At 51.9% G+C, this 25,199-nt stretch carries 25 protein-coding genes; 11 read left to right on the top strand and 14 right to left on the bottom strand.

All coding sequences use genetic code 11. The features are described from left to right. Positions 1-9: 9 nt before the first annotated feature. From recO to rpoZ, 9 genes are all read right to left on the bottom strand, one after another. Entirely contained in the window at positions 10-765 is a 756-nt protein-coding gene (gene recO, locus PsAD46_RS20335) for a DNA repair protein RecO (RefSeq protein ID WP_063291605.1), read from the bottom strand. A 63-nt stretch (positions 766-828) separates the two neighbouring features. After that, a complete protein-coding gene (gene era, locus PsAD46_RS20330; protein ID WP_063289384.1) occupies positions 829-1,749 on the bottom strand; it encodes a GTPase Era in 921 nt (306 codons plus the stop codon). Positions 1,750-1,795: 46 nt separating this feature from the next. Beyond that, positions 1,796-2,503: a ribonuclease III gene (gene rnc, locus PsAD46_RS20325; protein ID WP_057464278.1), complete on the bottom strand. Its 708-nt coding sequence runs from the start codon at positions 2,501-2,503 to the stop codon at positions 1,796-1,798. A gap of 140 nt (positions 2,504-2,643) precedes the next feature. After that, positions 2,644-3,399 (bottom strand): signal peptidase I, encoded by a 756-nt coding sequence (gene lepB, locus PsAD46_RS20320; RefSeq protein WP_063291606.1) that lies wholly within the window; start codon positions 3,397-3,399, stop codon positions 2,644-2,646. A 139-nt stretch (positions 3,400-3,538) separates the two neighbouring features. Beyond that, on the bottom strand, positions 3,539-3,958 hold the full coding sequence (gene acpS / locus PsAD46_RS20315) for a holo-ACP synthase (protein ID WP_063307735.1): 420 nt from the start codon (positions 3,956-3,958) through the stop codon (positions 3,539-3,541). A gap of 152 nt (positions 3,959-4,110) precedes the next feature. Further along, positions 4,111-4,695, bottom strand: coding sequence for a DUF2062 domain-containing protein (locus PsAD46_RS20310; protein WP_057464281.1), 585 nt, complete (start codon positions 4,693-4,695; stop codon positions 4,111-4,113). 25 nt (positions 4,696-4,720) lie between these two features. Then, a complete protein-coding gene (locus PsAD46_RS20305) occupies positions 4,721-5,314 on the bottom strand; it encodes a hypothetical protein (protein ID WP_057464282.1) in 594 nt (197 codons plus the stop codon). A 24-nt stretch (positions 5,315-5,338) separates the two neighbouring features. Next, a complete protein-coding gene (locus PsAD46_RS20300) occupies positions 5,339-7,576 on the bottom strand; it encodes a bifunctional (p)ppGpp synthetase/guanosine-3',5'-bis(diphosphate) 3'-pyrophosphohydrolase (protein WP_063291607.1) in 2,238 nt (745 codons plus the stop codon). A 95-nt stretch (positions 7,577-7,671) separates the two neighbouring features. After that, entirely contained in the window at positions 7,672-8,067 is a 396-nt protein-coding gene (gene rpoZ, locus PsAD46_RS20295) for a DNA-directed RNA polymerase subunit omega (protein WP_057464283.1), read from the bottom strand. Positions 8,068-8,890: 823 nt separating this feature from the next. Between rpoZ and PsAD46_RS20290 the strand changes: the two genes are divergently transcribed. Continuing rightward, positions 8,891-9,475, top strand: a complete 585-nt coding sequence (locus PsAD46_RS20290; RefSeq protein ID WP_057464284.1) for an NYN domain-containing protein — start codon at positions 8,891-8,893, stop codon at positions 9,473-9,475. Then, positions 9,462-10,139, top strand: coding sequence for a uracil-DNA glycosylase (locus PsAD46_RS20285; protein WP_208981946.1), 678 nt, complete (start codon positions 9,462-9,464; stop codon positions 10,137-10,139). The genes PsAD46_RS20290 and PsAD46_RS20285 overlap by 14 nt, the downstream gene beginning before the upstream one ends. Before the next feature lie 10 nt (positions 10,140-10,149). On the opposite strand, the gene PsAD46_RS20280 is transcribed toward PsAD46_RS20285, so the two are convergent. The 5 genes from PsAD46_RS20280 to hemB all read right to left on the bottom strand — a co-directional run bounded on the left by PsAD46_RS20280 (position 10,150) and on the right by hemB (position 15,865). Beyond that, complete coding sequence (locus PsAD46_RS20280; protein WP_063289211.1) at positions 10,150-10,896, bottom strand: arginyltransferase; 747 nt, start codon at positions 10,894-10,896, stop codon at positions 10,150-10,152. Positions 10,897-10,934: 38 nt separating this feature from the next. Then, positions 10,935-12,767 (bottom strand): SLC13 family permease, encoded by a 1,833-nt coding sequence (locus PsAD46_RS20275; RefSeq protein WP_057464287.1) that lies wholly within the window; start codon positions 12,765-12,767, stop codon positions 10,935-10,937. Between the two features lie 83 nt (positions 12,768-12,850). Continuing rightward, the gene (locus tag PsAD46_RS20270) at positions 12,851-13,360 is read right to left on the bottom strand and encodes an RDD family protein (protein WP_057464442.1); all 510 of its coding nucleotides are present in this window, start codon (positions 13,358-13,360) and stop codon (positions 12,851-12,853) included. A gap of 200 nt (positions 13,361-13,560) precedes the next feature. Then, positions 13,561-14,802, bottom strand: a complete 1,242-nt coding sequence (locus PsAD46_RS20265) for a threonine ammonia-lyase (protein ID WP_063307734.1) — start codon at positions 14,800-14,802, stop codon at positions 13,561-13,563. Positions 14,803-14,836: 34 nt separating this feature from the next. After that, on the bottom strand, positions 14,837-15,865 hold the full coding sequence (gene hemB / locus PsAD46_RS20260; protein WP_063307733.1) for a porphobilinogen synthase: 1,029 nt from the start codon (positions 15,863-15,865) through the stop codon (positions 14,837-14,839). 467 nt (positions 15,866-16,332) lie between these two features. Between hemB and PsAD46_RS20255 the strand changes: the two genes are divergently transcribed. From PsAD46_RS20255 to nrdR, 9 genes are all read left to right on the top strand, one after another. Continuing rightward, positions 16,333-17,472 carry an isobutyryl-CoA dehydrogenase gene (locus PsAD46_RS20255; protein WP_063307732.1) on the top strand — a complete coding sequence of 380 codons (1,140 nt, stop codon included), beginning with the start codon at positions 16,333-16,335 and terminating at the stop codon, positions 17,470-17,472. Between the two features lie 161 nt (positions 17,473-17,633). Continuing rightward, complete coding sequence (locus PsAD46_RS20250) at positions 17,634-18,683, top strand: enoyl-CoA hydratase/isomerase family protein (protein ID WP_244273231.1); 1,050 nt, start codon at positions 17,634-17,636, stop codon at positions 18,681-18,683. A 58-nt stretch (positions 18,684-18,741) separates the two neighbouring features. After that, positions 18,742-19,152, top strand: coding sequence for a DUF6163 family protein (locus tag PsAD46_RS20245; protein ID WP_063307731.1), 411 nt, complete (start codon positions 18,742-18,744; stop codon positions 19,150-19,152). Between the two features lie 157 nt (positions 19,153-19,309). Next, the gene (gene mmsB / locus PsAD46_RS20240) at positions 19,310-20,212 is read left to right on the top strand and encodes a 3-hydroxyisobutyrate dehydrogenase (RefSeq protein WP_063307747.1); all 903 of its coding nucleotides are present in this window, start codon (positions 19,310-19,312) and stop codon (positions 20,210-20,212) included. Between the two features lie 155 nt (positions 20,213-20,367). Then, on the top strand, positions 20,368-20,880 hold the full coding sequence (locus tag PsAD46_RS20235; protein ID WP_057464291.1) for a winged helix DNA-binding protein: 513 nt from the start codon (positions 20,368-20,370) through the stop codon (positions 20,878-20,880). Positions 20,881-21,384: 504 nt separating this feature from the next. Further along, entirely contained in the window at positions 21,385-22,731 is a 1,347-nt protein-coding gene (locus PsAD46_RS20230; RefSeq protein WP_063307730.1) for a L,D-transpeptidase family protein, read from the top strand. Positions 22,732-22,890: 159 nt separating this feature from the next. After that, positions 22,891-23,076: a serine hydroxymethyltransferase gene (locus tag PsAD46_RS20225; RefSeq protein WP_063307729.1), complete on the top strand. Its 186-nt coding sequence runs from the start codon at positions 22,891-22,893 to the stop codon at positions 23,074-23,076. Between the two features lie 183 nt (positions 23,077-23,259). Then, positions 23,260-24,573: a serine hydroxymethyltransferase gene (gene glyA / locus PsAD46_RS20220; protein WP_057464294.1), complete on the top strand. Its 1,314-nt coding sequence runs from the start codon at positions 23,260-23,262 to the stop codon at positions 24,571-24,573. A 68-nt stretch (positions 24,574-24,641) separates the two neighbouring features. Next, positions 24,642-25,127, top strand: a complete 486-nt coding sequence (gene nrdR, locus PsAD46_RS20215; RefSeq protein ID WP_057464295.1) for a transcriptional regulator NrdR — start codon at positions 24,642-24,644, stop codon at positions 25,125-25,127. Positions 25,128-25,199 lie beyond the last annotated feature (72 nt).

The following is a 25,199-nucleotide window of genomic DNA, read 5'->3' as shown; positions in this document are numbered from 1 at the left end:
GGCTTCGTTTCAGTCGGGCAGGTCTGCGAAGTCTTTTTTGAGCGCGGTTACATAATTGTCTCGCGCAGGAGGCCATGCAATGCTGCGCGGCTCATAGATGTATTTGAACAGGAAATAGCCGGTGAGTGAGAACCCTGCTTCCATATCCCCCTTCGAGATTTGAATGTTTTGGGAGAGCCGTGACTCGGGCGCTTTAAGGAACTCTGGCAGTGTGAGGAGCTTGGTAGCGTAAGGTTGTCCGGCTGTTTTGCAAACCGCTCGGCCTGATTTAGGTGAAACCCAGATCAACTCGTCAGTGACGCCAGTGGCTGCGCATTCTGAGAGGTCCAGACCGAAGCCGAGCTCATTGAGCAGTTCCAGCTCAAAGCGGAGCACGAGGGCTGCACCAATTCGAGGGTCTTCCAGATGATCGAGAATGACGTCCAGCGCGTGAAACAGGTTGGGATGTGGATCGCGCTCGGGAAGAAGGCGGACTTGCGCACACAGGCTTTGCAGGCCGTGAATGGCTCTCGCAGTTTGCATGAGGTGGGCGGCGCGTAATTGCAGGGGCTCAACTGTGAAAAAGCCCAGATGTTCATCCAGCCTCGCGCGCCAAGTGAGATTGAGATGATTGCCCAGTTGCAGGGCAGGTTGCTGGCGACGTGATCTGCCGCCGCGCACCAAGCCCAGGCAGCGGCCTTTGTCCGGTGTCAGAACTTCAAGCAGGATGTTGTTCTCACCCTGCTTGCGCGTTCCAATGACGATGCCTTCTGCCTGCCACTGCATAATTGTGCTCATTAAGCGCAGCGTATCCTTGTCCGAAAACCGGATCCGCTTTTCGGGGATACGCTAGTGTGGGAAGTCCAATCCCATGTTGCGATAGCGTTCTGGATCATCGGACCAGTTTTCACGCACTTTCACAAACACAAAGAGATGGATTGTGGTCTCAAAGGCTTCTGTGAGCTCTTCACGTGCAGCTTTTGAGATCGCTTTGATGGTCTGACCGTTCTTGCCCAGCACAATTGACTTTTGACTGTCGCGTTCAACGAAGATTGTCTGCTCGATACGGATGGAGCCATCTTTCTTATCTTCCCACTTATCGGTCTCGACAGTGGAGATGTAAGGCAGCTCTTCATGAAGGCGCAGGTAAAGTTTCTCGCGGGTGATCTCAGCGGCCAACATACGCAGTGGGATGTCAGAGGCCTGGTCTTCCGGATAAAGCCATGGGCCTTTTGGCATCTGATCAGAGAAGTACTTCAGGATGTCCTTTGTACCGGAACCATTGATAGCAGAGACCATGAAGGTCTGATCAAACTTAGTGTACTCGTTGGCTTTTGCCGCAAGTGCCAGAAGCTGGTCGCGCTTGGTGATGTCGATCTTGTTGAGGATCAGAACTTTCGGGAGTTTGATGTGCTCCAATTCGTTCAAAATACGCTCTACAGATTCATTGATGCCTTTCTTGGCGTCAATGAGAACGGCAACGACATCAGCGTCTTTCGCGCCGCCCCATGCAGTGTCGACCATGGCACGGTCAAGACGGCGTTTCGGGCGGAAGATGCCCGGTGTGTCAACGAAGATAACCTGGCTGTCGTCTTCAATCGCAACACCGCGAACGATTGCGCGTGTTGTCTGCACCTTGTGGGTGACGATTGAAACCTTCGTGCCAACCAACTGGTTCAGCAGCGTCGACTTGCCCGCATTTGGCGCACCAATCAACGCGACAAAGCCAGCGCGTGTGTTTTCGTTGAGTTTGCCGAGGTTGAAGTTCATACCCTCTGGCAGGTCATTGTTGTTGTTTTCGTCGTTCATTTAAGACCTATTCGCTCCACACGCCTTCGCGGCGCAGGATGTTCTCGGCAGCGGACTGTTCTGCAATGCGCTTTGAGCTTCCGACGGCTTCGCCGGGACCAACGCCTTCCACATTCACGCGGATCTTGAAGATCGGGGCATGGTCTGGGCCGCTGCGAGAGACTGTTTCGTATAACGGAGTAGGGCGTCCTTTGGACTGTGCCCACTCCTGAAGAGTTGTTTTGGCATCTCGCAATGGACCTGTGTAAGATACCATTCTTACAGCAAAATAGCGTTTGATGAAGCTCTCGGCTTCGTCAAATCCGCTATCAAGGTAAATTGCTGCAATCAGGCTCTCGCACATGTCTGCAAGAATTGCTGTTTTAGATCGTCCACCAGTATGTGCTTCAGCTTCGCCGACGCGCATATGCTGGCCAATGTCGATGACCTTGGAAACTTCAGCGCATGTCTCGCGCTTTACAAGTTGGTTCAGGCGCCGAGCAAGTTCCCCTTCATCTGCTTTAGGGAAATTTTCTTCCAGCATCGTCGCAATTGCAAGGCCGAGCACTCGATCGCCCAAAAACTCAAGGCGCTGGTAGCTCTGCAGGGAAGCCTTTGCAACCGGAAGGGCACTGGCATGTGTCAAAGCACGAACAAGGAGTTCCTTGTTCGTGAACTTGTAGCCGATGCGCTCTTCCAGAGCTGCGTCTGATACCGGTCTTTTTCTTCTGCTCATAATTCCGGCTAATTCCTTCAAAGACTGCTTTGCAGACTTTCTGAAGCAGTTTGTGTCACTAACTGTATCACTCAAACTGCTTCAAGTGTGGTTGGGCGTAGTTTTTTCCGTAAACCGGAGGCCGTTGCAGGCGCTACGCTTTAGAGTACGTCGCCAAGGCGATCCCAGCGAACGGTCCAAGGCCATTTCCAGAACATCCATGCAGGCTGGTCGTCTTCAATGGAGAAGAAGATGATTTCAGCGCGTCCGATAAAGTTCTCGAATGGGACGTAGCCCACTTCGGAAAGAACGCGGCTGTCCTGCGAATTATCCCGGTTGTCGCCCATCATGAAATAGCGATCTGCTGGTACGTGATAGACGGGTGTGTTGTCCAGAGAGCCATTGGTCGTGATATCAAGGGTCTGGTAGCTTATGCCATTTGGCAGTGTTTCGATATAACGCGGGATCTTGTGAATGTTCCCATAAGCGTCTTTTTCGATGTAATCGTCAATGCGCTTGCGCTCAACAGCATTGCCATTGATGTGCAAAATGCCATTGATCATCTGAATTTCATCGCCAGGCAAGCCAACCACACGCTTAATATAATCGGTGGAATTGTCTTTTGGCAGTTTGAAAACGGCAATGTCGCCGCGCTCTGGAGGGGAACTCCAGACACGTCCGTCAAATGGTGCCAGTCCAAATGGGAAGGAGTACTTTGAGTAGCCATAGCTGTACTTAGAGACAAACAGGTAGTCGCCAATCAGCAAAGTATCTTTCATGGAGCCCGAAGGAATAAAAAATGGCTGAAAAAGAAATGTTCTAACAACCAGAGCGAGTAGCAGAGCTTGAGCGATGACCTTAATGGTCTCATATACGCCGCCTTCCTGCTCCTTTTCTTTGGATTGGCTCATGTTCATCCTTCGTGGTAAGAGAATACTCGCTTGGCCCGATGCCCATCACTTAATTAGTGCGAGTCAGTCTCCTGACAATAATATTCACATAGGTGGATCTCTTAGCGGTTCAAGGCCACTTCTGCAATCCAGTTCATTTACGTTTTCACGGCTCTAGACCCGGCCAGTCCTCTGGCCATGCCGAAATAACGACAAATGCCTGTGCCAGCGGGTAATCATCCGTAATTGTAAGGTCAATTCGTGGCACAAAGCCTTTTGGCACAAGTTTATCCAGTCTTTCTTTCGCGCCGCCGGACAGTTGCAGGGTCGGTTTGCCGCTCGGCAGGTTTACGACACCCATCTCTTTCCAGGCAACGCCCTTTGAAAGACCTGTGCCCAAGGCCTTGGAACAGGCTTCTTTGGCGGCAAAACGTTTCGCATAGGTTGCAGCCTTGTTGGCACGACTTTCTGCTTTTGCCCGCTCAACATCTGTGAAGACGCGTTTTGTAAAGCGATCAGGAAAACGGGAGAGTGTTTTCTCTATTCTTCGAATGTCGCTCAGGTCACTGCCAATGCCAATAATCATCTCTGCCTCGTTGTGTGACGGATATATTGGCGCGTGAGCGCGAAACTCACAAGCCTTCTGAATAAGTTGTTGTGGTGCAAATCTTTTCAAGGAAACAACTCGTGTTTCCTGCTGGTCCGCTCAGTGTTGGAGTGCCGGTCCGGCGATCCCGTTTATTTTTCCTGAGCGACATTTTTGCTTTTTTTTGCCAGCTTTCTTTTTAAGCGAAAACGATGTGCTCTGGCTTTCTGGTAAGTAGAAACCGAGCCCAGAACAATAAAATAGAAAAAGACACCAGCGGCCAGACCGAGCGGGATTGAGCCAATCAACATAGGTTTTAAGATTGGCCAGATTGAATCCAGCGATTGAGACAGCATGGAATGATCCAGCTTGCCACCTAAATCCGGAAGGGGCTTGTCTTCCAGATCCATAATATAGAGACCGACCTTGTAGGTGCTGGCCCAGATAAACGGGAAGGTGAGTGGATTGCCTACGGCTGTGCCTAATGCCGCGGCAAGCATGTTGCCGCGCAGAATATAGGCCAAGACAAAGCTGAGAATAAAATGAAAACCGAGGAATGGCGTGAAAGAAGCAGCGGCGCCTGCGGCAAAGCCTGCTGCAATCTTTCTTGGGCTGGCTGAAAGGCGGAGAACCCGTTTTGTTAAGTACCTGAAAGAGCGAGACCAACTGTGACGCGGCCAAACAGCCACGCGGATACGTTCTATTCTTGTTGGTTTATCCCGCCGTTTAAAAATCATTTCGGTTCAAGTACTTTGCTTATTTTCAATCGCGCCAGTTAAACGGCTCGATTGGGGTTGTTTCTATAGCCGGTATCTCAGCGAGTTCTTTTGGTACATTCTCGGCTGCATACACCGGTCGTTTTAAAGGAGCAAGAGATATTAGCGGTACTCCTAAGTCCGTATCGTCAAGACTCCTGTCGATAAAACAACCAATACCTACGGTGTTAATGCTCAGTGACTGCAGCGCTTCAATTGTGGAAAGGCATAGGTGACCTGTTCCTACAACATCCTGAACTATAAATACATTTGACTTTGGAGGGATGGTTGCCGGTCCGGTGGTGAGGTAGCCGCCTTCGCGGCGAAGCCAGAGGGCACTCTTCTGCATGATTCTTGCAGTTTGCAGTGCGACGATCAAGCCACCTAAGCTGGGGGCAACGAAATGGGAGAAGTTGAGGAGTTGGTGAGCGGCAATTTTTTTCACCAGTTCGGAGGCGAGGGTTTCAACCTTATCCGGGTATTCCAGCAGCTTTTGTCGTTGCAGGTAAGCTGAGCCGTGCCAGCCTGAAGGAAGGATGAAGTGACCTTCCTTCAGGGCTTTTGTTTCTCTGAAAACGTCCAGGACTGCATTGGGCCCCATGGGTTTTCCTCTTGTTTTCAGCAGCTAGCCGTTCACCCTTTGCGCTTCTGAAACGTTGGGTTTGGCACGCAGCTGGTTCAGGATCAGATTCAGGTGCTTCAAATCCCATACCTCAAGATCAATTAGCATCTCGTGAAAATCGGAGGCTTTGCGGATCATTTTGATATTATCAATGTTACCGCGGTGATCGCCGATGACCTTGGTGATTGCTGCCAGTGAGCCGGGTTCGTTGACCGCGAATACGCTGATCTGTGCCGGGAAACGCTCCGGTGCATTGGGGTCGATGTCCCAGCGCACGTCGAGCCAACGCTCAGGCTGATCGTCGAATTCCTTCAGATCCGGTGACTGGATCGGGTAGATGGTGATACCAACGCCGGGTGTCAGGATGCCGACGATGCGGTCTCCTGGTACTGCGCCGCCACTTGGGGCAAAGCGCACAGGGAGTGAGCCGGAGACGCTGGTGCGGATCGGCAGAGAGCCGTTCTTGGAACTCTCCTGAGATCCTTCCGGAATCTTGAACTTGACCGAGCTGCCTTTGTCCAGATCGAACCAGCCCTCTGAGGCTGAGCCTGCTGCGGGTGGTGCACTTGGGTTGCGGTCAGCTGTTTGTGCTGGTGCGTAGTCTGGATATGCAACTTCCAAAATTGCGCTTGCTTGTACATCTCCGCGACCCACGGCGACGAGCAAGTCGAGCGTGGTTTCCATGGTGAACTTCTTGATGTGTGCTTCAAGAGCTGCTTCGTCGAAGTCCTTACCTGCATGGGAGAAGGCACGTTCAAGGATGTGCTTGCCAAGTCCGCCATATTGCTGGCGTGCGGAAGCTTTGGTTGCCTTGCGAATTGCAGAGCGTGCCTTGCCTGTGACAGCAATGTTTTCCCAGGCCGGAGGAGGGGTCTGTGCTTGTGAGCGGACGACGTCAACTTCATCGCCGTTGGTCAGTTCAGTGACCAGCGAAGAGATGCGTCCGTTGATTTTACAGCCCACGCAGGTGTTGCCGATATCCGTGTGAACGGCGTAGGCGAAATCGATTGGGGTTGCTCCGCGTGGCAGTGCGATCAAGCGGCCTTTTGGTGTGAAGCAGAAGACCTGGTCGTGGAAGAGTTCAAGCTTGGTGTGCTCGAGAAATTCTTCCGGGGATTCCCCTTGCGCTAGCAGGTCAATGGTGCCGCGCAGCCAGCCATAGGCGCGGGATTCAGCCGTCATGGACTGAATGTTGCGGCCACCGGTGACGCCGTCTTTGTAGAGCGCGTGTGCTGCGATGCCGTTTTCAGCGATGCGGTGCATGGCTTGGGTGCGGATCTGCAGCTCTACACGCTGACGCTTCGGTCCAACCACGGTTGTGTGTATGGAGCGATAGTCGTTCTGCTTTGGCGTCGAGATGTAATCTTTGAAGCGGCCCGGTACACATGGCCAAGCCGTATGGATTACGCCCAGTACACGGTAGCAGTCTTCTGGTGTTGGCACGATTGCGCGAAAGCCGTAGATATCGGAGAGCTGTTCGAAGCCGAGAGACTTTTCTTCCATCTTACGAAAGATGGAGTAGGCGCGCTTTTCGCGTCCACTGATCTTGGCTGTGATGCCTTGTTCGGCGAGGCGCTGCGTCAGGTCCTCTTCAATGTCCGTGATCAGGCTTTCGTTCTTGCCGTGCAGAGTTGCCAGGCGTTCACGAATGGTATCGCGGGCATCGGGATAGAGTGTCTCGAAAGAGATGTCTTCCAGCTCATCGCGAATGTCCTGCATACCCATGCGGCCAGCAAGAGGCGCATAGATTTCCATGGTTTCTTCAGCTATGCGGAGGCGTTTGTCTTCGCGCATGTGGTGAAGTGTGCGCATGTTGTGCAGGCGATCAGCCAGCTTCACGAGGAGGACGCGGACATCATCAGCAATCGCAAGCAGGAGCTTGCGGAAGTTCTCGGCCTGTTTTGCTTTTCTGGAAACCAGATCCAGGCGCTGGATCTTAGTAAGCCCCTCTACGAGCTTGCCGATCTCTTCGCCAAACATGCGATCAATCTCGGCACGCGTGGCATCGGTGTCCTCAATGGTGTCGTGAAGAAGAGCGACAGCAATGGTTGCGTCGTCAAGCTTCAGATCCGTGAGGATTGCAGCAACTTCAAGAGGGTGGGAAATATAAGGATCCCCAGAGGCGCGGGTCTGGGTACCATGCTTTTGCATGGCATAAACATATGCCTTGTTGAGCAGTGCTTCATCCGCATTGGGATTATAGCTGGTTACTTTCTCAACAAGTTCGTATTGACGCATCATTTTCGGGCGGCCGCTTCACTTTAAAAATAAGCTAGGGCCGGACCTGAAAATGCGAGGCGCCGGCCCGGCCGACGCCGACATCTTGCAAAGGGCGATTAGTAGTCGTCGGAACGTTCCGGCGGTACCAAGCCTTCAAGCCCCTTAAGCAGGTCTTCTTCAGTAATACTGTCAAATTCTACTTCTGAATCATCAACGGCATTAATCTGAAGCTGCTGTGGGTCACTTGGAACCATTGGAGCTGTTTCAGCTTCTGGTTCATCAACTTCAACGAACTTCTGTAGTGAGTGAATGAGATCTTCTTTAAGATCTTCAGGGCTCACAGTTTCTTCAGCAATCTCGCGAAGTGCGCAGACCGGATTTTTATCATTGTCGCGGTCGATTGTCAGTGGAGAACCACTTGAAATCATCCGGGCGCGATGGCTGGCAAGTAGAACCAGCTCGAACCGGTTTTCAACCTTGTCGACGCAATCTTCGACGGTCACACGTGCCATTCGATCACTCCATAATATCTGGGAATTCAGAGGCCACTCATAGAATGCTTCTTGTTGCAAGGCAAGAGCCGTTTCTGCATTTTTTGTGCAACTCCTTTACATCTTATTATGTGGGGAGCGTTTTTCCATCTTTCAGCTGCTTAAGATTAGGCCATAGAAAAATTGGGGCTTTAGGTCTATCGCGCATGATTTTAGTTTAAATACTATTGTGAAGAGATGTTTTAGTGTGCAGTGCTGCGTCGGATTAGTTTTTTATTACAGCTTCTTCTGGGGGAATGAATTTTCAAATCTGCAACTCCTGAATGCTATTCAAGATGTGAATTGTACACTGGAATTGGAATAGATGAAAAAAAATAACATAAGAGATTAACCCATTTGGGGACCTAGATTTTCTTGGGATGCACTAGATCCGAAAAAACAAGGAAACCTTGTTTCTATTGGAACCTTTAGTATCTATATCCGGTGGTTTGTTTCTAAGCTAACTTGGATCTATAATATAAACTGGGAATATTTAGTGGGTTCCTGTTAATTTATGCAAGATGACATCTGTAAATTTCATTCATCTTGTTTTAGTTTCTGGCCGGTGAATCGAACCGCATTGGTCCAATATTAACTAGGCCAATGCAATATATATGCTGAGGGGCAAGGTTTTATGTTTGTCCGTAACGAATGCGTATTCGATTTAACGTAGAGTGCAACCGGGTCAATTAGAATGGCATACATTCTAGGCATGTCACGACAGCAAACAGGCATGCCCAGAAAGTGATTGCTTATAACAAGTTACTGACTTACGCGTCTGTGCAGCGGAAAGGCTAAAAATAATATGTTTGATCCCCGCGAAAAGATTGCTTTATTCATTGATGGAGCGAACCTTTATTCGACAGCGAAAGCTATTGGCTTCGATATCGATTACAAGCGTCTCTTGAAAGAATTCCAATCAAAGGGCTACCTGCTACGCGCTTACTATTACACAGCGTTGGTGGAAGAGCAGGAGTATTCCTCCATTCGACCTCTGATCGATTGGCTGGACTACAATGGCTATAAAGTTGTTACCAAACCTGTAAAGGAATTCGTGGATTCTGCAGGACGTCGCAAAATTAAGGGCAATATGGACATCGAGCTGGCTGTAGACGCCATGCAGCTTATTGACCATGTTGACCATATTGTACTGTTCTCTGGTGATGGTGACTTCCGTTCTCTGGTTGAGGCGCTGCAGCGTCGTGGCCGTAAAGTTTCTGTTGTTTCTACACTTCAGACGCAACCTCCAATGATTGCTGATGACCTGCGCCGTCAGGCTGATCACTTCATTGAATTGTCTACGCTGATGCAGCGTGTTGGACGTGACCCAAGTGAACGTCCACCTCGTGTTGAAGAAGAGGATGATGAGATCGGAGATGACGACTACTAAGGTTCGTCACGGTATCGAAAGTTTGCAGGAGCCGGGGAGAGAGTGTGCACTCTGTTCCCGGCTTGTTGCGTATAGGGAGGAGTTGCGCGCGCTTCATCCTGACTGGCACAATGCGCCGGTGCTGGATTTTGGTCCAGTTGATGCCTCTCTTATTGTTGTTGGGTTGGCGCCTGGGCACAAAGGGGGGAACCGTACGGGTATTCCATTCTTTGGTGATTTTTCAGGTGAGATGCTGAATGGTGCGCTGACGGCGAGTGGTTTTGCTGCTTACAAGAATGAGGCGGAGCCTGAGCTCGGGATCGAGCCGATTGATGTGCGCATTACCAATGTGGTGAAGTGCATGCCGCCGAAGAATGCGCCGAAGCCTGCTGAGATCCGGATGTGTCGCGAATTCTTTCTGGATTCTCTGTTGGTTAGTGATACGACGAGGGTTGTTGTGGCTGTGGGGCGGACGGCACATGAAGAGCTGCTCAAAGCCTTTGAGCTGAGGCTTCGTGACTACCCTTTTGCGCATGCTTGTGAAATTCAGCTTACGCCTTCTCTCAGAATGTTTTCCAGCTTCCATTGTTCGCAGTACAACGTAAACACGCGGCGTATTACTGCTGAAGAGTTTACGTCGGTATTCCTGCGCGTTCAGGACTATCTGAAATCTCTTCAGATTTGAGAGGGGGATATCATTTCTGCTTTTCCCAGCCTTGTGCACCAAGGTGCTCTTGTGGCTTGAAGCGTTCTTTGTAAGTCATCTTTGGAGACCCCTGAACCCAGTATCCCAAGTATACGTAGGGCAGACCAAGGTGCTGTGCACGGGCAATGTGTTCCAGAATCATATAGGTGCCGAGGCTTCTGGTGGTCTCGTTATGGTCGAAGAACGAGTAGACCATGGACAGGCCATCGCAAAGGCGATCTGTTAGCGCGACACCAATCAGCGGTCCTTCGCCTTCGCCGGATATGAAGGAGTTTGGGCCTCTGCGCCGGTATTCAATGAGGGCTGTCTCTACGTGTGTATCTTCCACCATCATGGAATAGTCGGTTGGGGACATCTCTGTCATGCCGCCGTTGGTGTGGCGGGCACTTAAGTATTCATGGAACAGATCGTATTGCTCTGTTGATGGGCCGGGTGGAAGTTCTGTTCCTATCAGATCCTGATTGTCTTTCCAGACACGCTTCAAAGACTTCGTCCATTGAAACTCTTGTGCGCAGACGCGGATTGAAACGCAGGCGCGGCAGTCTTCGCAGGCTGGACGATAGGCGATGTTTTGCGAGCGACGGAAGCCGCCTTGTGTGAGGACGTCATTGAGCGCAGGAGCATTGGGCCCGACAAGATGCGTGAAGACTTTACGTTCTTTACGATCTGGCAGGTAGGGGCAATCCGTAGGGGCAGTCAGATAAAACTGCGGGTTATCATAGGCTTGCCGTGTCACCTAGAGTGTCCCTTTCTCTTATTTATCCTCTTTTCGCCTTACAGATTATAATAGTAAGGAGCGACAATTGAGAAGGTCAACCATATGATTATGGCAAGAGGTGTGCCGGCGAAGAGAAAATCTGAGAAACGGTAGTGACCTGGGCCCATTACGATGAGGTTTGTCTGATAGCCGATTGGTGTTGCAAATGAACAGTTTGCTGCAAAAATCAGGCAGACGATGAAGGGTTCTACGGGCACGCCTGTCCTGTGAGCCATCTCGATTGCGATGGGCGTGAAGAGCACCGCTGTAGCGTTGTTGCTTAGTAAGTTGGTTAAAACCGCAACAACGGCAAAGAGAAGCGAGAGGACAAAGGCTGGAGATCTGCCGTCAGCAATGTTGAGCAATGTCTGTGCAATGGCATTATCACCCCCCGTCGCTTCCAGAGCGAGGGAGGCGGCAATGGAGGCGCCGATCAGCATGAATATTCGGCTGTCGATCGTGCGGAGTGTCTGGCGGATGTTGAGGCAACCGCACATGATCATGGCGAGGGTTGCTGCGATTGATGCCACCACAATTGGCACGACACCAGACACTGCTAAGGTGATCATGGCGACGAAGATTGCCAATGCGCGACGGGCATATTGTCGTTGTGGCAGTTCGGTTGCTGACCAGTCCATGAGCAGAACATCGCGGTTTCCGCGCAGGCGGTTAATCTCTTCCCGGTTACCGGCAATCAGCAAAACGTCCCCAGATTCCATACGGATATCGGTCATTGGCATGCGTGGCATGCGGCTGCGACGCTGTAATCCGGTGACAACACAGCCGGTGTCGGCGTGGAAACTTGTCATGGAGAGCGTGCGGCCAATCAGGCGGGAGCCGGGCGCAATAACTGCTTCTGCAAGAGTGAGCGTGCCGGATGGAGAGGCGTGTTCTGCTTCGCTGGTCGGGCTCTCGTTTGCATCTGCCGGAAGGAGTGGGTGGCGTTGGCTAATAGCGCGGGTGAGGGTGTCACGAGTTGCGGCAACAATTACTGTATCGCCGGGCTGCAGCTGAACGTCTTCAAAGGGCGGCAGGAGCGGGCGTTCGCCGCGCTGGATCAGGCGAACCGTCATTTCCTTAAGCGCTGGGAACATGCCTGCGACAGCCTTTTCTCCCACCAGAGGATGGCCGTAAACTATTGGAATCTGTGCGATAAACTGGCGACCATCCTTGCCGGTGAACTCCTCTGCCATGGTCTGGCGAGGTTTGAGCAGACGCGGCAAAATCACCAAAACATAAACAGCACCGACGGCTGCGAGAATGGAGCCAAATGCGGTGAAGGTGAAGAAATTGATACGGACTTCACCGGTTGCGTTGGCGACATTGGCTACGAGCAGGTTGGTGGAGGAGCCGATCATCGTTGTCATGCCGCCCAGGATCGTAATGAACGAGAGGGGCATGAGAAAACGAGAGGAAGAGGTGTTATGCGCAGCTGCGACGGTGGTCAAAATTGGCAGCGTGATGACAACAACGGGTGTGTTGTTCAAAAATGCGCTGACGATGCCCACGGTGAGAAGAAGGGGCCCGGTTGCCAGCCAGCGGCGCTGTTTTGATATGCGCAGGATTGCCTGAGCGGGCTTGTCGAGGGCGTCTGTCTGGAAGAGGCCTTGGCCGACAATCAGCAAGCAGATCACTGTGATCAGCGCTTGATTGGAAAAGCCGGAGAGAAAATCCTCCGGCCTGATTGGCGTTCCATTCAATGTCTGGGGGAAAACCATGAACAGCAGCATGAGGGCAACAATAGAGCCCAGTGCTACGATTTCGATGGCGATGCGTTCGAGCGCATAAAGGATAATCGTGAATCCGATGATCGCAAAGGTCAGGATCATCGGTATGTTCAGGTTCTCCATGCGCGTCCCCGCTCGTGCTACACTTTCACACGTTATTAGAGGGTCCAGGCAGGTTCGTCACTGCACGTTGCATCATTGGTTTGTTATCGATGCAGACTATCCACCGGGGAATTCATAATAACGGCACCAAGCACGATATCATGGAGCAGGCGCTTTTGGTCACTAAACAATGAGACTATGAGGACAAAAGGGCTGAGTATTGTTACTGAGAAATAAAAGAGCAGGACGTGGATTGCTGCATAGAGCGGATATGGACGTCCGCCGTTGCTAAGGCGCATTTCCAAGCCAAACGCACGCATACCTGGTGTTGCCGAGTTAAACCCACCCAGTGAAAACGCAGTGTAGGCTAGGGCAACAAGTGGCCAGATTGCTGGGAATAACAGCCATGCAAGGCCGAGTGTCAGGATGCCGAGGAAGCCGACGACAAAGTAAGCGATGCCGGAAAGAACGGTGATCGCGATAATATCGATGATGCACGCAAAGATCCGTTTTTTCCGCACGCCGTCAAACAGCTGAGGATTAAGATAGGGATCATAATAGATGTTCGGGTGCGCGCTCACTTCTTGGCTCATTTTTGCCTCTGTCAGGTTCAACTGTGCCGGGGGCATTCCCCAGCGTCTCTCAGTAGAATTGGGTGTGCTATTTTCAAGTTTCAAGCGGGGGTAGCAAACTATTTTTGTAGAATCTGGCAAAGAGAGGATAATTTTGCGCGGGCTGCCACTCAGACATCTGCGCGAACGTGGTGTTCGGCGCAGGTGCTGATCTCAATTGCAGTTTGCGAGTGGGAATAGCCCTAGAATCGCATCTCGCCGGAAGATAGATGGGAGACGTGAATATCTCCGGCTTCCAGTGCGGCGATAATTTCCTTCGCATGCTGGTTGTCACGGGTCTCAATGGCCACGTCCAGCGTCGCGCCTTTTACGGAAACGTCAAGGAAGAGGCGATGATGAGACACTTCCAGAATGTTGCCGCCCAACTGACCGATCGTTGTTGAGATCTCGCCGAGGATGCCCGGACGGTCCGGGATGTTGCAGCGAATGTGTATGATGTTGCCTAGGCGCACCAGCTGGCGAAGTGCGATGGATGCTAGCAGGCGGGGATTGATGTTGCCTCCGCAGAGGACAAGTCCAACCTTTTTGCCTTTAAATCGTTTTGGATGAGCGCAGATGGCTGCAAGCCCTGCAGCGCCAGCCCCTTCGGCCACCGTTTTCAGGCGGGTGAGGAAGATGTTGATGGCTTCCTCTATCTGGCTTTCGCTGACGAGCAGAATATCGTCGACATATTGCTTGACCAGCTGCTGGGTATACGTGCCGGGCACTTTGACCGCGATACCCTCTGCCAGAGAGTTGCCGCCGCATTCCATAGGTTGGTTGCGCAGGGCAGCATACATGGACGGGTAGAGCTCGCTTTCAACACCGATGATCTCGATATCCGGCTTGATCGCTTTGGCTGCGACTGCGATGCCGGAGATCATTCCACCACCGCCGATTGGTACGATCAGCGTGTCCAGATCTGGCTGGGCCTTTAGCATTTCAAGGGCGATTGTGCCTTGGCCTGCGATGACTTCCAGATCATCAAACGGATGCACCCAGATGTAGCCGTGTTTTTCAGAAAGGCGGTCAGCTTCGTTCTTGGCATCGTCTACGGTTTCACCAGCAAGAACGACTTTGGCGCCAAAGGCTTTGGTTGCCTCCACCTTTACGTAGGGCGTGCCGTTAGGCATGACGATGAGTGCCGGGATGCCAAGACGTTGTGCATGAAGAGCCACAGCTTGTGCGTGATTGCCAGCGGACATGGCGATTACGCCGCGGCTTTTCTCTTCATCTGTCAGGTGAAGCAGCTTGTTCAGGGCGCCGCGCTCTTTGAAGGCATTGGTGGCCTGCATGTTTTCGTATTTGACGAAAACAGTGGCGCCAGTGATGGCATCCAGTTGAGCGGCTGGCAGGAGCGGTGTTGATATCACCGCGCCTTTGATGTTGTTTGCAGCCTCTTCAATCTTTGAAAGGGTGAGAAGAGGTGAGGCCACCTTTGGCATGTTTTGTTCTCGCAGGTGTCTTGTTTTACGGGCTTTATTTGCCGTTTAGCTTTTTCGCAAGTTCAGGTGCAAAGTAGGTTAAGACACCATCTGCGCCAGCGCGTTTAAACGCCATCAGGCTTTCCAGCATGGCTTTGTCTTTGTCCATCCAGCCGTTTTGCGCTGCTGCGCAGATCATGGCGTATTCGCCGGAGACCTGATAGGCGTAGGTTGGTGCAAGGAAGGCGTCTTTGATGCGGCGGAGAATATCAAGGTAAGGCATTCCCGGCTTCACCATGATCATGTCTGCACCTTCATCCAGATCCAGCTCAGCTTCTTTCAGCGCTTCGTCCGTGTTGGCCGGGTCCATCTGATAGGTGCGTTTGTCGCCCTTCAGGTTAGAGTTGGAGCCAACAGCGTCGCGGAACGGGCCATAGAAGGCAGAGGCATACTTTGCGGAGTAGGCCATGATCTGCAGGTTTTCGAAGTTATTATTGTCCAGCGCATAGCGGATTGCACCGATACGGCCATCCATCATGTCAGAAGGTGCAATGATATCAGAGCCAGCTTCTGCCTGAATAAGGGCCTGACGGCACAGCTGATCTACGGTCTCATCATTGATGATCTTGTCACCCGCCATCAGGCCATCGTGGCCGTGAGAGGTGTAAGGGTCCAGCGCAACGTCTGTCATCAGGCCAACGGGGAAACCTTCTGCTTTGATGGCTTGCAGCGCGCGGCAGGTCAGGTTGCTGCCGTTCAGCGCTTCGGTGCCCATTTCGTCGCGCAAATCAGGGTCGGTGTTTGGAAACAGTGCCATAACCGGAATGCCAAGTTCCGCAGCCTGCTCAGCGGCGCGCACTGCCATATCGACAGAATAGCGCTCAACGCCTGGCATGGAGGTGACTGGTTCGGTTTTCTTCTCGCCATCAATCAGGAAGATTGGCCAGATCAGGTCGTCCGTGGTGATTGTGTTTTCGCGGATCAAACGACGGGACCAATCGCTGTGACGATTGCGACGCATTCGGCGGCCGTTCAAAATCTGGTTCATGTCTACGGAAGAATGCGATTCATTGGCAAACGGCATGGTAACTCACCTGAATGACTTGTTGTGTGGCGTCTTTAGCTCTGAGAGCGTCGGTTTACTCAAAACTACTAGGGCATTTGATGTCAGATAGCACGGGGAGTTTGCTTGATGAAACTCAAATTCTTTTTGTGTTCCAGAGGTTCTTTAGAATCGCGGGAAGGTTTTCGCTTTCAGAGCAATTAAACGGTGGACGACAGACTTATCCTCTCAGTTGATTGGAAGTGCGAGGGGAACAAGCGGGGAATCACTCGCGGATTATAGCTTTGCGCGATTTGTTGCGTTGGTTTGAAAGCTTTGCGTTTTTGGAACGTTGCTGTGTACGGGGCGCTGTTTTGACTGAGCAATTGGTCTTATCTTGGTCTTTCCGAGAATTGACGCAGTTTTGGTGTGGGTCTACCGATTGACGCAATTACATTAATATTGTGGCTGGTGGTTGTGGGAGGCTGCTTGCCGGGAGGACGGATTCCATGGAATTTGAACTGAACGAAGATCAACGTGCCTTTGTGGATATGGCAGCCGGATTTGCGCAGGAGGAGATGGCGCCTTTTGCAGCAGAGTGGGATGCGAAATCTCATTTCCCGCTGGATGTGCTTCGCAAGGCAGCGGCGCTGGGTCTGGGCGGGCTGTATGTGCGTGAAGATGTGGGCGGCTCGCAGCTGGGACGTCTTGATGGGGCATTGATCTTTGAAGAGCTCTCCAAGGGATGTGTTTCCACCTCTGCGTTTTTGTCTATCCATAATATGGCTGCTGGTATGCTGGACCGGTTTGGGTCTGATGAGGTTCGGCAGAAGTTTCTCCCTGGTCTTTGCAGCATGGAGAAGGTGGCGAGTTATTGTCTGACCGAGCCGGGGGCTGGATCAGATGCGGCGTCGCTGCGCACGAAGGCGGTGCGGGATGGTGATCATTATGTGATCAACGGTTCAAAATCCTTCATCTCTGGCGGCGGTGTCTCTGATGTTTACGTGTGTATGGTGCGCACGGGGGAGGACGGGCCGAAGGGGATATCGTGCATCGTTGTTGAGAAGGATGCGCCGGGTCTGTCCTTTGGGGCCAACGAGCATAAACTTGGTTGGTGCAGCCAGCCGACGGCGCAGGTGATCTTTGAAGACTGCCGTGTTCCGGTTGAGAACCTGGTTGGCGCAGAAGGGCAGGGCTTTTCTATTGCCATGGCCGGGCTTGATGGGGGACGCCTGAACATTGGGGCCTGTTCGCTTGGCGGGGCGCAGTTCTGTCTGGACCGGGCTTTGCAATATATGGATGAGCGCAAGCAGTTTGGGCGTTCGCTGGCTCAGTTTCAGGCACTGCAGTTCAAGATTGCGGATATGGCGACGGAACTTGAAGCGGCGCGTTTGCTGCTGCATAAGGCGGCGTTTCTGCTGGACCGGAAAGACCCTCAGGCGACCAAGATGGCGGCGATGGCCAAGCGGCTTGCGACGGATACGGGCTTCAAGGTGGTCAATGAAGCGCTGCAGATCCATGGTGGTTACGGGTATCTGAAGGATTATCCGCTGGAGCGTCATTTGCGCGACTTGCGGGTTCACCAGATACTGGAAGGAACCAACGAGATTATGCGCGTCATCGTGGCGCGTGAGCTGATGAAAGCTTGAGTTGCTGAAGCAGTTCTTCTTAAGATGCTTGGAGGGAACTGCTTTGGCTATTATGTTGCGTTTCTTTATCCGAAAATCGGTAGCCACTTTTCAGAGATACGCTGAGCAAATTTAGCAAAATGAATAGGTACGCTGTGCAACAGGAATATGCGGGGGAAGTCTTGTCCGAAACTACTGATGTTCTTTTTGAAGAGAAGGGCCATGCCGGTCTTATCATTCTCAATCGCCCCAAGGCGCTGAATGCGCTGACACATGAGATGTGCGTTGCGATGCACCGGCAGCTGGAGCGCTGGCTGATTGATGATGCGGTTCATCATGTTCTCATTAAGAGCAACAGTGAAAAGGCCTTTTGCGCAGGTGGAGATATTCGTCAGGTTGCCGAAAACGGGCCTGAGAAAATTGATGTGAGCCTACCGTTCTTTGCGGATGAGTATCGCCTCAACACTTACATGGAAAGTTACGCTAAGCCTTTGATTGCGCTGCTTGATGGTATTGTGATGGGCGGCGGTGTCGGCATCTCGGTTCATGGTGCGTATCGTGTGGGCAGTGAGAAGACGATGTTTGCCATGCCTGAGACGGCGATTGGTTTCTTCCCGGATGTTGGCGGCAGTCACTTCCTGCCGAAGATGCCTCAGAATACGGGCATGTACTGCGCGATGACCGGAGAGCGGTTGAGGCAAGCGGATTGCTACTGGACCGGCATTTTAACCCATGCGGTGAAGTCTGAGGATATGGCTGCGTTGGCAGAGGCGCTGTGTGAGGCGCAGGACGTAGAGCCTGTGCTGGCGCGTTATGCGTTTGATCCGGGGCCTGCGCCGCTACATGCCAAAGCGGATGTGGTGGATGAGTGCTTTGGCGCTGAGAGCACGCTGGAAGTTGTGGACCGTCTGCGCAAGTTGCTGGGCTCCGAGCATGATGACTTTGCGGTTGCTGCTCTGGAAACGATTGGCAAGCGGTCACCGCTCAGCATGGAAGTTGCTTTTCAGCAGGTGCGGCGCGGTGCGGGGCTTTCCATGGCCGAGTGTATGGTCATGGAGCATCGGATTGTTTCGCAGATTCTGCTGGGCAAGGATTTCTATGAGGGTGTACGAGCTGTGATTATCGATAAGGATCACGCCCCTAAATGGCAGCATTCAAGCCTCGATGAAATAAAAACAGTTGATGTTGAGGCCCATTTTATGTCACCGAAGGGGGGGGACCTCGTATTTTAACGGGGCAAGGGGCTTACTGCCTTTGATTGGGGCAGATTTGTAAGGTGGAGCTTTAGATATGCCTGGCGTTTTTGTAGAGCTGATGAAGAGGGTTCCCTCCTTTCAGTTTTTGCTGCATGCGTATGTCAGGCTGCTCGCCGTCTTCATGCTGTTTGCGGGCCTGAGCTACTGGGGCGCAATACTTGGTGTGCGCCTGATTGATGGTGCTCCGTTTGAGAGTGTCAGCGTACAAGTGCAATCTACCATTATCTTTTTCGCTATTCTCGATCTGGTGACTGCCATTGGTCTGTGGCTGCTTTCCAGCTGGGGAACAGTGATGTGGCTGTTCCGCTCACTGGCGCAGGTGGTGATGTATTCCGTGTTTCCTATGGTCTTTGGTCGTAGTCCGACTGAGGTCGTATTCTACATCAGTGCAATCGCCCTTTATCTCGTTCTGCTTTACCTTGCAGAGCGAGAGGAACGGGCCTGATCGACCAAAGTTCAGTTTGGTCTGTAACTCATTGAAATTTACTGTTTTGCAAACTGCCGTTCACGTCAAATTGATCTGAGCGAACCCTAAGTGATCAGCTTGGGGCAAGTTCTAAATGTTCAAAATCCTGACGGACGGCGATTTTCGGGAGGATGCAATGGGAGAAACTGTTCTTCGCGTTGCTTTTATTGGTCTTGGCAATATGGGCGGCCCTATGGCTGCAAATCTTGTCAAAGCCGGACATGAAGTCGTCGGTGTAGATCTTTCTGAAGAGGCGCGTACTGCGTTTCAGGCTGCGGGCGGGCAAGTTGCTTCGTCAGCAGTTGAAGCGGTTCGCGACGTTCAGGCTGTTGTTACCATGCTGCCAGCAGGGAAGCATGTTCGTGCCGTGTATACGGGCGAAGATGGAATTCTTGCGCATGCACCAAAGGGCACGCTGTTTATCGATAGCTCGACTATTGATGTGGACAGCAGTCGTGATGTTGCAAAAGCAGCAAGCGAAGCTGGCATGGGCATGGTCGATGCTCCGGTTTCCGGAGGTATTGTGGGTGCTGCGAACGGCACATTGACCATTATGGTTGGTGGGCCTGATTCTGCATTTGAACGGGCTAAGCCGCTCCTGGATATTATGGGAGCCTCGATTGTTCATGCCGGTGATGCTGGCGCTGGGCAGGCAGCAAAGATCTGTAACAACATGTTGCTTGGTATTTCGATGATTGGTACCTGCGAGGCGTTTGTTTTGGCTGAAAAGTTGGGTCTGGACCCACAGAAGCTTTACGACATCTCCTCCAAGTCCTCCGGTCAGTGTTGGTCTTTGACCTCCTACTGCCCGATTCCCGGACCGGTTCCGACGTCGCCAGCCAACAATGAATATAAGCCCGGCTTTGCAGCGCCAATGATGCTGAAAGACTTGCTACTGGCGGAAGAGGCAGCAGATTCGAGCGGAGCTAACACACCAATGGGTGAAAAGGCGGCTCGGCTCTATGAGGAATACTGTAACAATGGCGGGGAAAACGTCGACTTCTCCGGCATCATCCACTTGCTTCGGAAGTCAGGGTAAACAGAGGGTTAACGGAAAGGTCTACACGCTTGCTAGTGATTAAGAAATAATTCATCGTGTCTCTTAAGCGGTTCTTAGAAGCGGTCGCGTAAATTTGCTTCAAGTGCTGATAAAAATACGAACGCACGAAAAATATGGACATGAGGCGCAACCAGATGATCAATACAAACAGGGCCGTTGAGGTCTTGGCGCAAGAAGAAGAAACGGTAGGGCTGAAGCCTGCATACCTCGAGGCACTGACGCTCATCGAGCGTCTGCATCGTCGTCTTCTTGACGTCATTAAAGATGAGTTTGACCGGATGGGTCGTTCCGATGTGAACAGCGTTCAGGCGCTGCTTCTTTTCAACATTGGCGACGCCGAGCTGACTGCAGGCGAGCTTCGTACTCGCGGTTATTATCTTGGTTCCAACGTTTCTTATAATCTGAAGAAACTCGTTGAAACCGGATACATCAATCACGAACGTTCCCAGATGGATCGCCGCTCTGTGCGGGTGAGCCTGACGGAAAAAGGGCGCGAGATTGCTCAGATTGTTGATGACCTTTACAGTCGTCATATTCTTTCTGTTGAGCAGGTTGGTGAGCTCTCAACCGAGAACTTTGAAGAGCTGAACCGGTCCCTGCGTCGTCTGGAACGCTTCTGGACAGATCAAATCCTCTATCGTCTTTAATTTTCGGCGATATCAGGGCTTTCAAAAAACACCGCTTCCATGCACCGGGGGCGGTGTTTTTGCGTGTTATGAGGGCCGGCTTGCGGCAACGCTTGCGCGGGATTGCTGCGGGTGGTGCGCCAGCTCAAGATAAGGCATCTGTGAGTAAGTTGGGCTGATTGTTGCTTTCTTGCACTAGGTGCAAACCAACGCTCGCTGTGTAACCACCTTTTTCCCACTTGGAGTAATTAGCCATTAAACGGTCACATTGAGTGGGGAATACACGCTCTCACTTTTCGGGCTGAAAAAGTGCTGTTGGCATTGTAAATTTAGAAGCAGTCAACTCTGATTTGTTCAGGGGATCGATCACTTTCTTTAATTCACCAACAGATGTTCCTCCCCGATTTTTGGCTGAAGTCTTGCGAGTTTGCTAAGATAATGCCATGTAGATTTGCCATGTTAAGTCTCTGTTTACCAAGTTACATGGAATCTTACAGAATGACTGATTGCTAGGAGAAACTATTCGTGTTGGCACCTCTTTTAAACCGCAGCAAGTTTGCTCTGGCTCTCGTTGTGAGTACGGGCCTTTCTGCAGGTATGATGTCTGCACAGGCGCAGGTGAAGGTTCCAGACCTGCTTTCCTATAATGGCAGCATTCAGCAAGCTGTCAGTCAGCCGGCGCCGGTTGCTCCTACACAGCCTATCGTTGGTCAGGGCACGGAATGGGAAGACACCTTTGATGAGGGCGTTTCTTCTCTGGAGCAGATTGATTTTGTGGCTCCGATTATCTCCAAGCAGACCAGCCAGTACATGATTGATGCGATTCTCGATTATGAGCGTATCGCTCTCAATGGAGGTTGGCCTGAGGTCTCCACCAAGAAAGTTTTGCGCATTGGTATGCGCGCACCGGCAATTGCAGCTTTGCGACAGCGCCTGATTGTTTCAGGCGACATGGCGCAGCATGCGGGTGTCTCTGAGGTTTTTGACAGTTATGTTGTTTCAGCTGTTCGCCGCTTTCAGTTGCGCCATGGCCTGACACCGGATGGTGTTGTAGGGCGGGCGACCGTGATTGCAATGAATGTGCCTGTTGAGGTGCGTTTGCAGCAGTTGCGGACCAATCTGGAGCGCGTTTCTGCTTTGGCTGAAAATGTGACAGATACGTATGTGAACGTGAATATTCCGGCAGCTCGTATTGAAGTTGTTGAGAATGGCCGTGTTCGCTCCCGCCACACCGCTGTTGTTGGCAAGCAGGATCGCCAGTCTCCGATCCTCAGCTCTGCGATTTATGAAGTGAACTTCAATCCGTACTGGACTGTTCCTGTCAGCATTATCCGGAAAGACCTGATTCCGAAGATGCAGAAGGATCCACAGTATCTGGCGAAGAACAACATCCATATCTATGACTGGTATGGCAAAGAAAAGCAGTGGCAGGAGATTGACTGGAATACGGATGAAGCGACCCAGTATCGCTTTACGCAGGACCCGGGTGAGGGCAACTCCATGGGCAGCATCCGGATCAACTTCAACAACACTCATCAAGTGTATCTGCACGATACGCCAGAGCAGTCTTTGTTCGGTGAAGGCTATCGCTTCCATTCCTCCGGCTGTGTGCGTGTGCAGAACGTGCGTGAGCTGGTGACATGGTTGCTTGGGTCGACAACACCAGACTGGACCCGCAGCCGCGTGGATGCAGCCATCAATTCAGGTGAGCGTACGGATGTGAAGATGAAGAGCCGTATTCCACTCCACATGTCCTACGTGACTGCGTGGGCGCTGAGCGATGGTATGGTTCACTTCCGGGATGACATCTACGACAAGGATGGGCTTTACGCCGCGAGTGCTGATCCGATGGCGCAGGCCTCTGCTCAGTAAGGTTTGCAAGAGTTTCAAGTTTGAAGGGTCGTCTCTGTCAGATGCAGAGCGGCCCTTTTCTTTTGGGGATGTGGCGGCGGGCATGTCTGTGCTGCACCGTTTTACCTGCTAAAACGGCAGACAACTTACGAATCTGAGAGAAACAAGGCGAGGGGCCATATGTCTAAGTTGGGGCAGGTCTATTTTGAGACACGTTTGGTTGGAAATGCAGTTCGCATGACAGCAATTTGTGCTCAGAGCGGTGTTGAGGTGTTTGTTGTGGGGCCTCGTAATGCGAGCGAGTCGCATCTGAAGCAGCTGGCACTTCGTAAGCTGGAACGCAAATTACAACCTCAAGATGCGTAATTCATAAATTTTGGGTGATGGCAGCAATAGTATTGCGCAATTCCTATGAACAACGCTTGGTTCGTTACCCCCTATATGTTAATGGGCTAGGACCCGAAGCTACAACTTGTCGGGATGGGAATGCGAAACGATATTGGGACGTTTCGTCAGTTTGTTGCTCCAACCTTGTCATGAGGTCCACCTATGTCCGTATCGGATAATCCAATTACGACGCCGCTCTACCCAGAGTTTTTTACAGGTAGCCTGGCTTCTGGTGACCCAGAGCTTCTCGAGGCAATCAATAAAGAACTTACTCGTCAGCAGAACGAGATTGAGCTTATCGCTTCGGAAAATATTGTATCTCGCGCTGTGCTTGAGGCGCAGGGTTCCGTCCTGACCAACAAATACGCCGAGGGTTATCCTGGTCGCCGTTACTACGGTGGTTGTGAATACGTCGATATCGTTGAGCGTCTTGCAATCGACCGCGTAAAAGAGCTGTTCGGCTGTGATTTTGCTAACGTGCAGGCGAATTCCGGCTCTCAGGCCAACCAGTCTGTTTTGCTTGCTTTGGCGAAACCAGGCGACACTCTGCTCGGTATGAGCCTTGATGCAGGTGGTCACCTGACACACGGCGCTCGCCCGAACTTGTCCGGCAAGTGGTTCAACGCTGTTCAGTACGGTCTGAACACTGAAACTGGCCACATCAACATGGATGAGGTGCGTGAGCTTGCTAAAGAACACCAGCCAAAGATCATCATTGCTGGTGGTTCTGCTTACTCCCGTGAGATCGATTTTGCTGCGTTCCGCGCAATCGCTGACGAAGTAGGCGCTTACCTTTGGGTCGACATGGCGCACTTTGCAGGTCTTGTTGCAGGTGGTCAGCATCCAAGCCCGTTCCCGCATGCGCATGTTGCAACATCCACCACCCATAAGACCCTGCGCGGTCCTCGTGGTGGTCTGGTTGTGACCAACGACGCTGACATTGCGAAAAAGATCAACTCCGCGATCTTCCCAGGTCTGCAGGGTGGTCCTTTGATGCATGTGATCGCTGGTAAGGCTGTAGCCTTCGGTGAAGCGCTGCGTCCTGAGTTCAAGACCTACGCGAAAGACGTCGTCGAAAACGCACAGGTTCTGGCTGCGACACTGGTTGAAGGTGGTCTGGATATCGTTTCTGGCGGTACGGACACACACCTGATGCTGGTTGACTTGCGTCCAATGGAACTGACCGGCAAAAACGCAGAGATTTCTCTGGGCCGTGCGAACATCACCTGTAACAAGAACGGTGTTCCGCTTGATCCTCAGAAACCGACCATCACCTCCGGTATCCGCCTTGGTACACCTGCTGGGACTTCCCGCGGGTTTGGTAAGGAAGAATTCCGTGAAATCGGTAAGCTGATTACCGAGGTTCTGGAAGGTCTGCGCAAAGCAAATTCCGTTGACGACAACGAAGCTGTGGAAGCACGGGTCAAAGAGAAGGTACTGGCCCTTACTGCCCGGTTCCCAATCTACAAAAACTAATTTAAACGAGAAGAACCGCCGGACACCCTTCGGCGGTTCTTTAGTGTTTAAGTAAGGAGGCAGGCGAGATGCGTTGTCCATATTGCGGGGGTGATGACACCCAGGTGAAGGATTCGCGCCCGACCGAGGATAATACAGCTATCCGTCGGCGCAGGGTCTGCCAGACTTGTGGTGGTCGTTTTACCACCTTTGAGCGTGTTCAGCTGCGCGAGCTGACCGTAATCAAGCGTAACGGACGCCGAGTTCCTTTTGATCGCGAAAAGCTGATGCGCTCTGTTCTGATCGCAACCCGCAAGCGTCCTGTTGAGCCTGAGCGTATAGAGCGTATGGTGAGCGGACTTGTCCGGCAGTTGGAAAGCTCTGGTGAAAGTGACGTTGTGGCGGAAGATATTGGCCATTTGGTCATGGAAGGGCTGAAAACCCTTGACGATGTGGCTTATGTGCGGTTCGCTTCTGTTTATAAGAATTTCCGCGAGGCCAAAGACTTCGAGGCTCTGCTGGATGAGCTTTCCGATGCGGATGTTGATCCGCTGATGATGCCGCCACGGACGTAATCTCTGGCTTTTTGCAGTGTTGTGTTGCGTAATTTCTCCGAGGATCGGGCTTTTCTTTTAGGGAATACGCTG

It is taken from the genome of Pseudovibrio sp. Ad46 (genome assembly GCF_001623065.1).
Lineage (GTDB): Bacteria > Pseudomonadota > Alphaproteobacteria > Rhizobiales > Stappiaceae > Pseudovibrio.
Note: the sequence above shows the minus strand (reverse complement) of the source record. Positions and strands in the feature narration are given on the sequence as shown.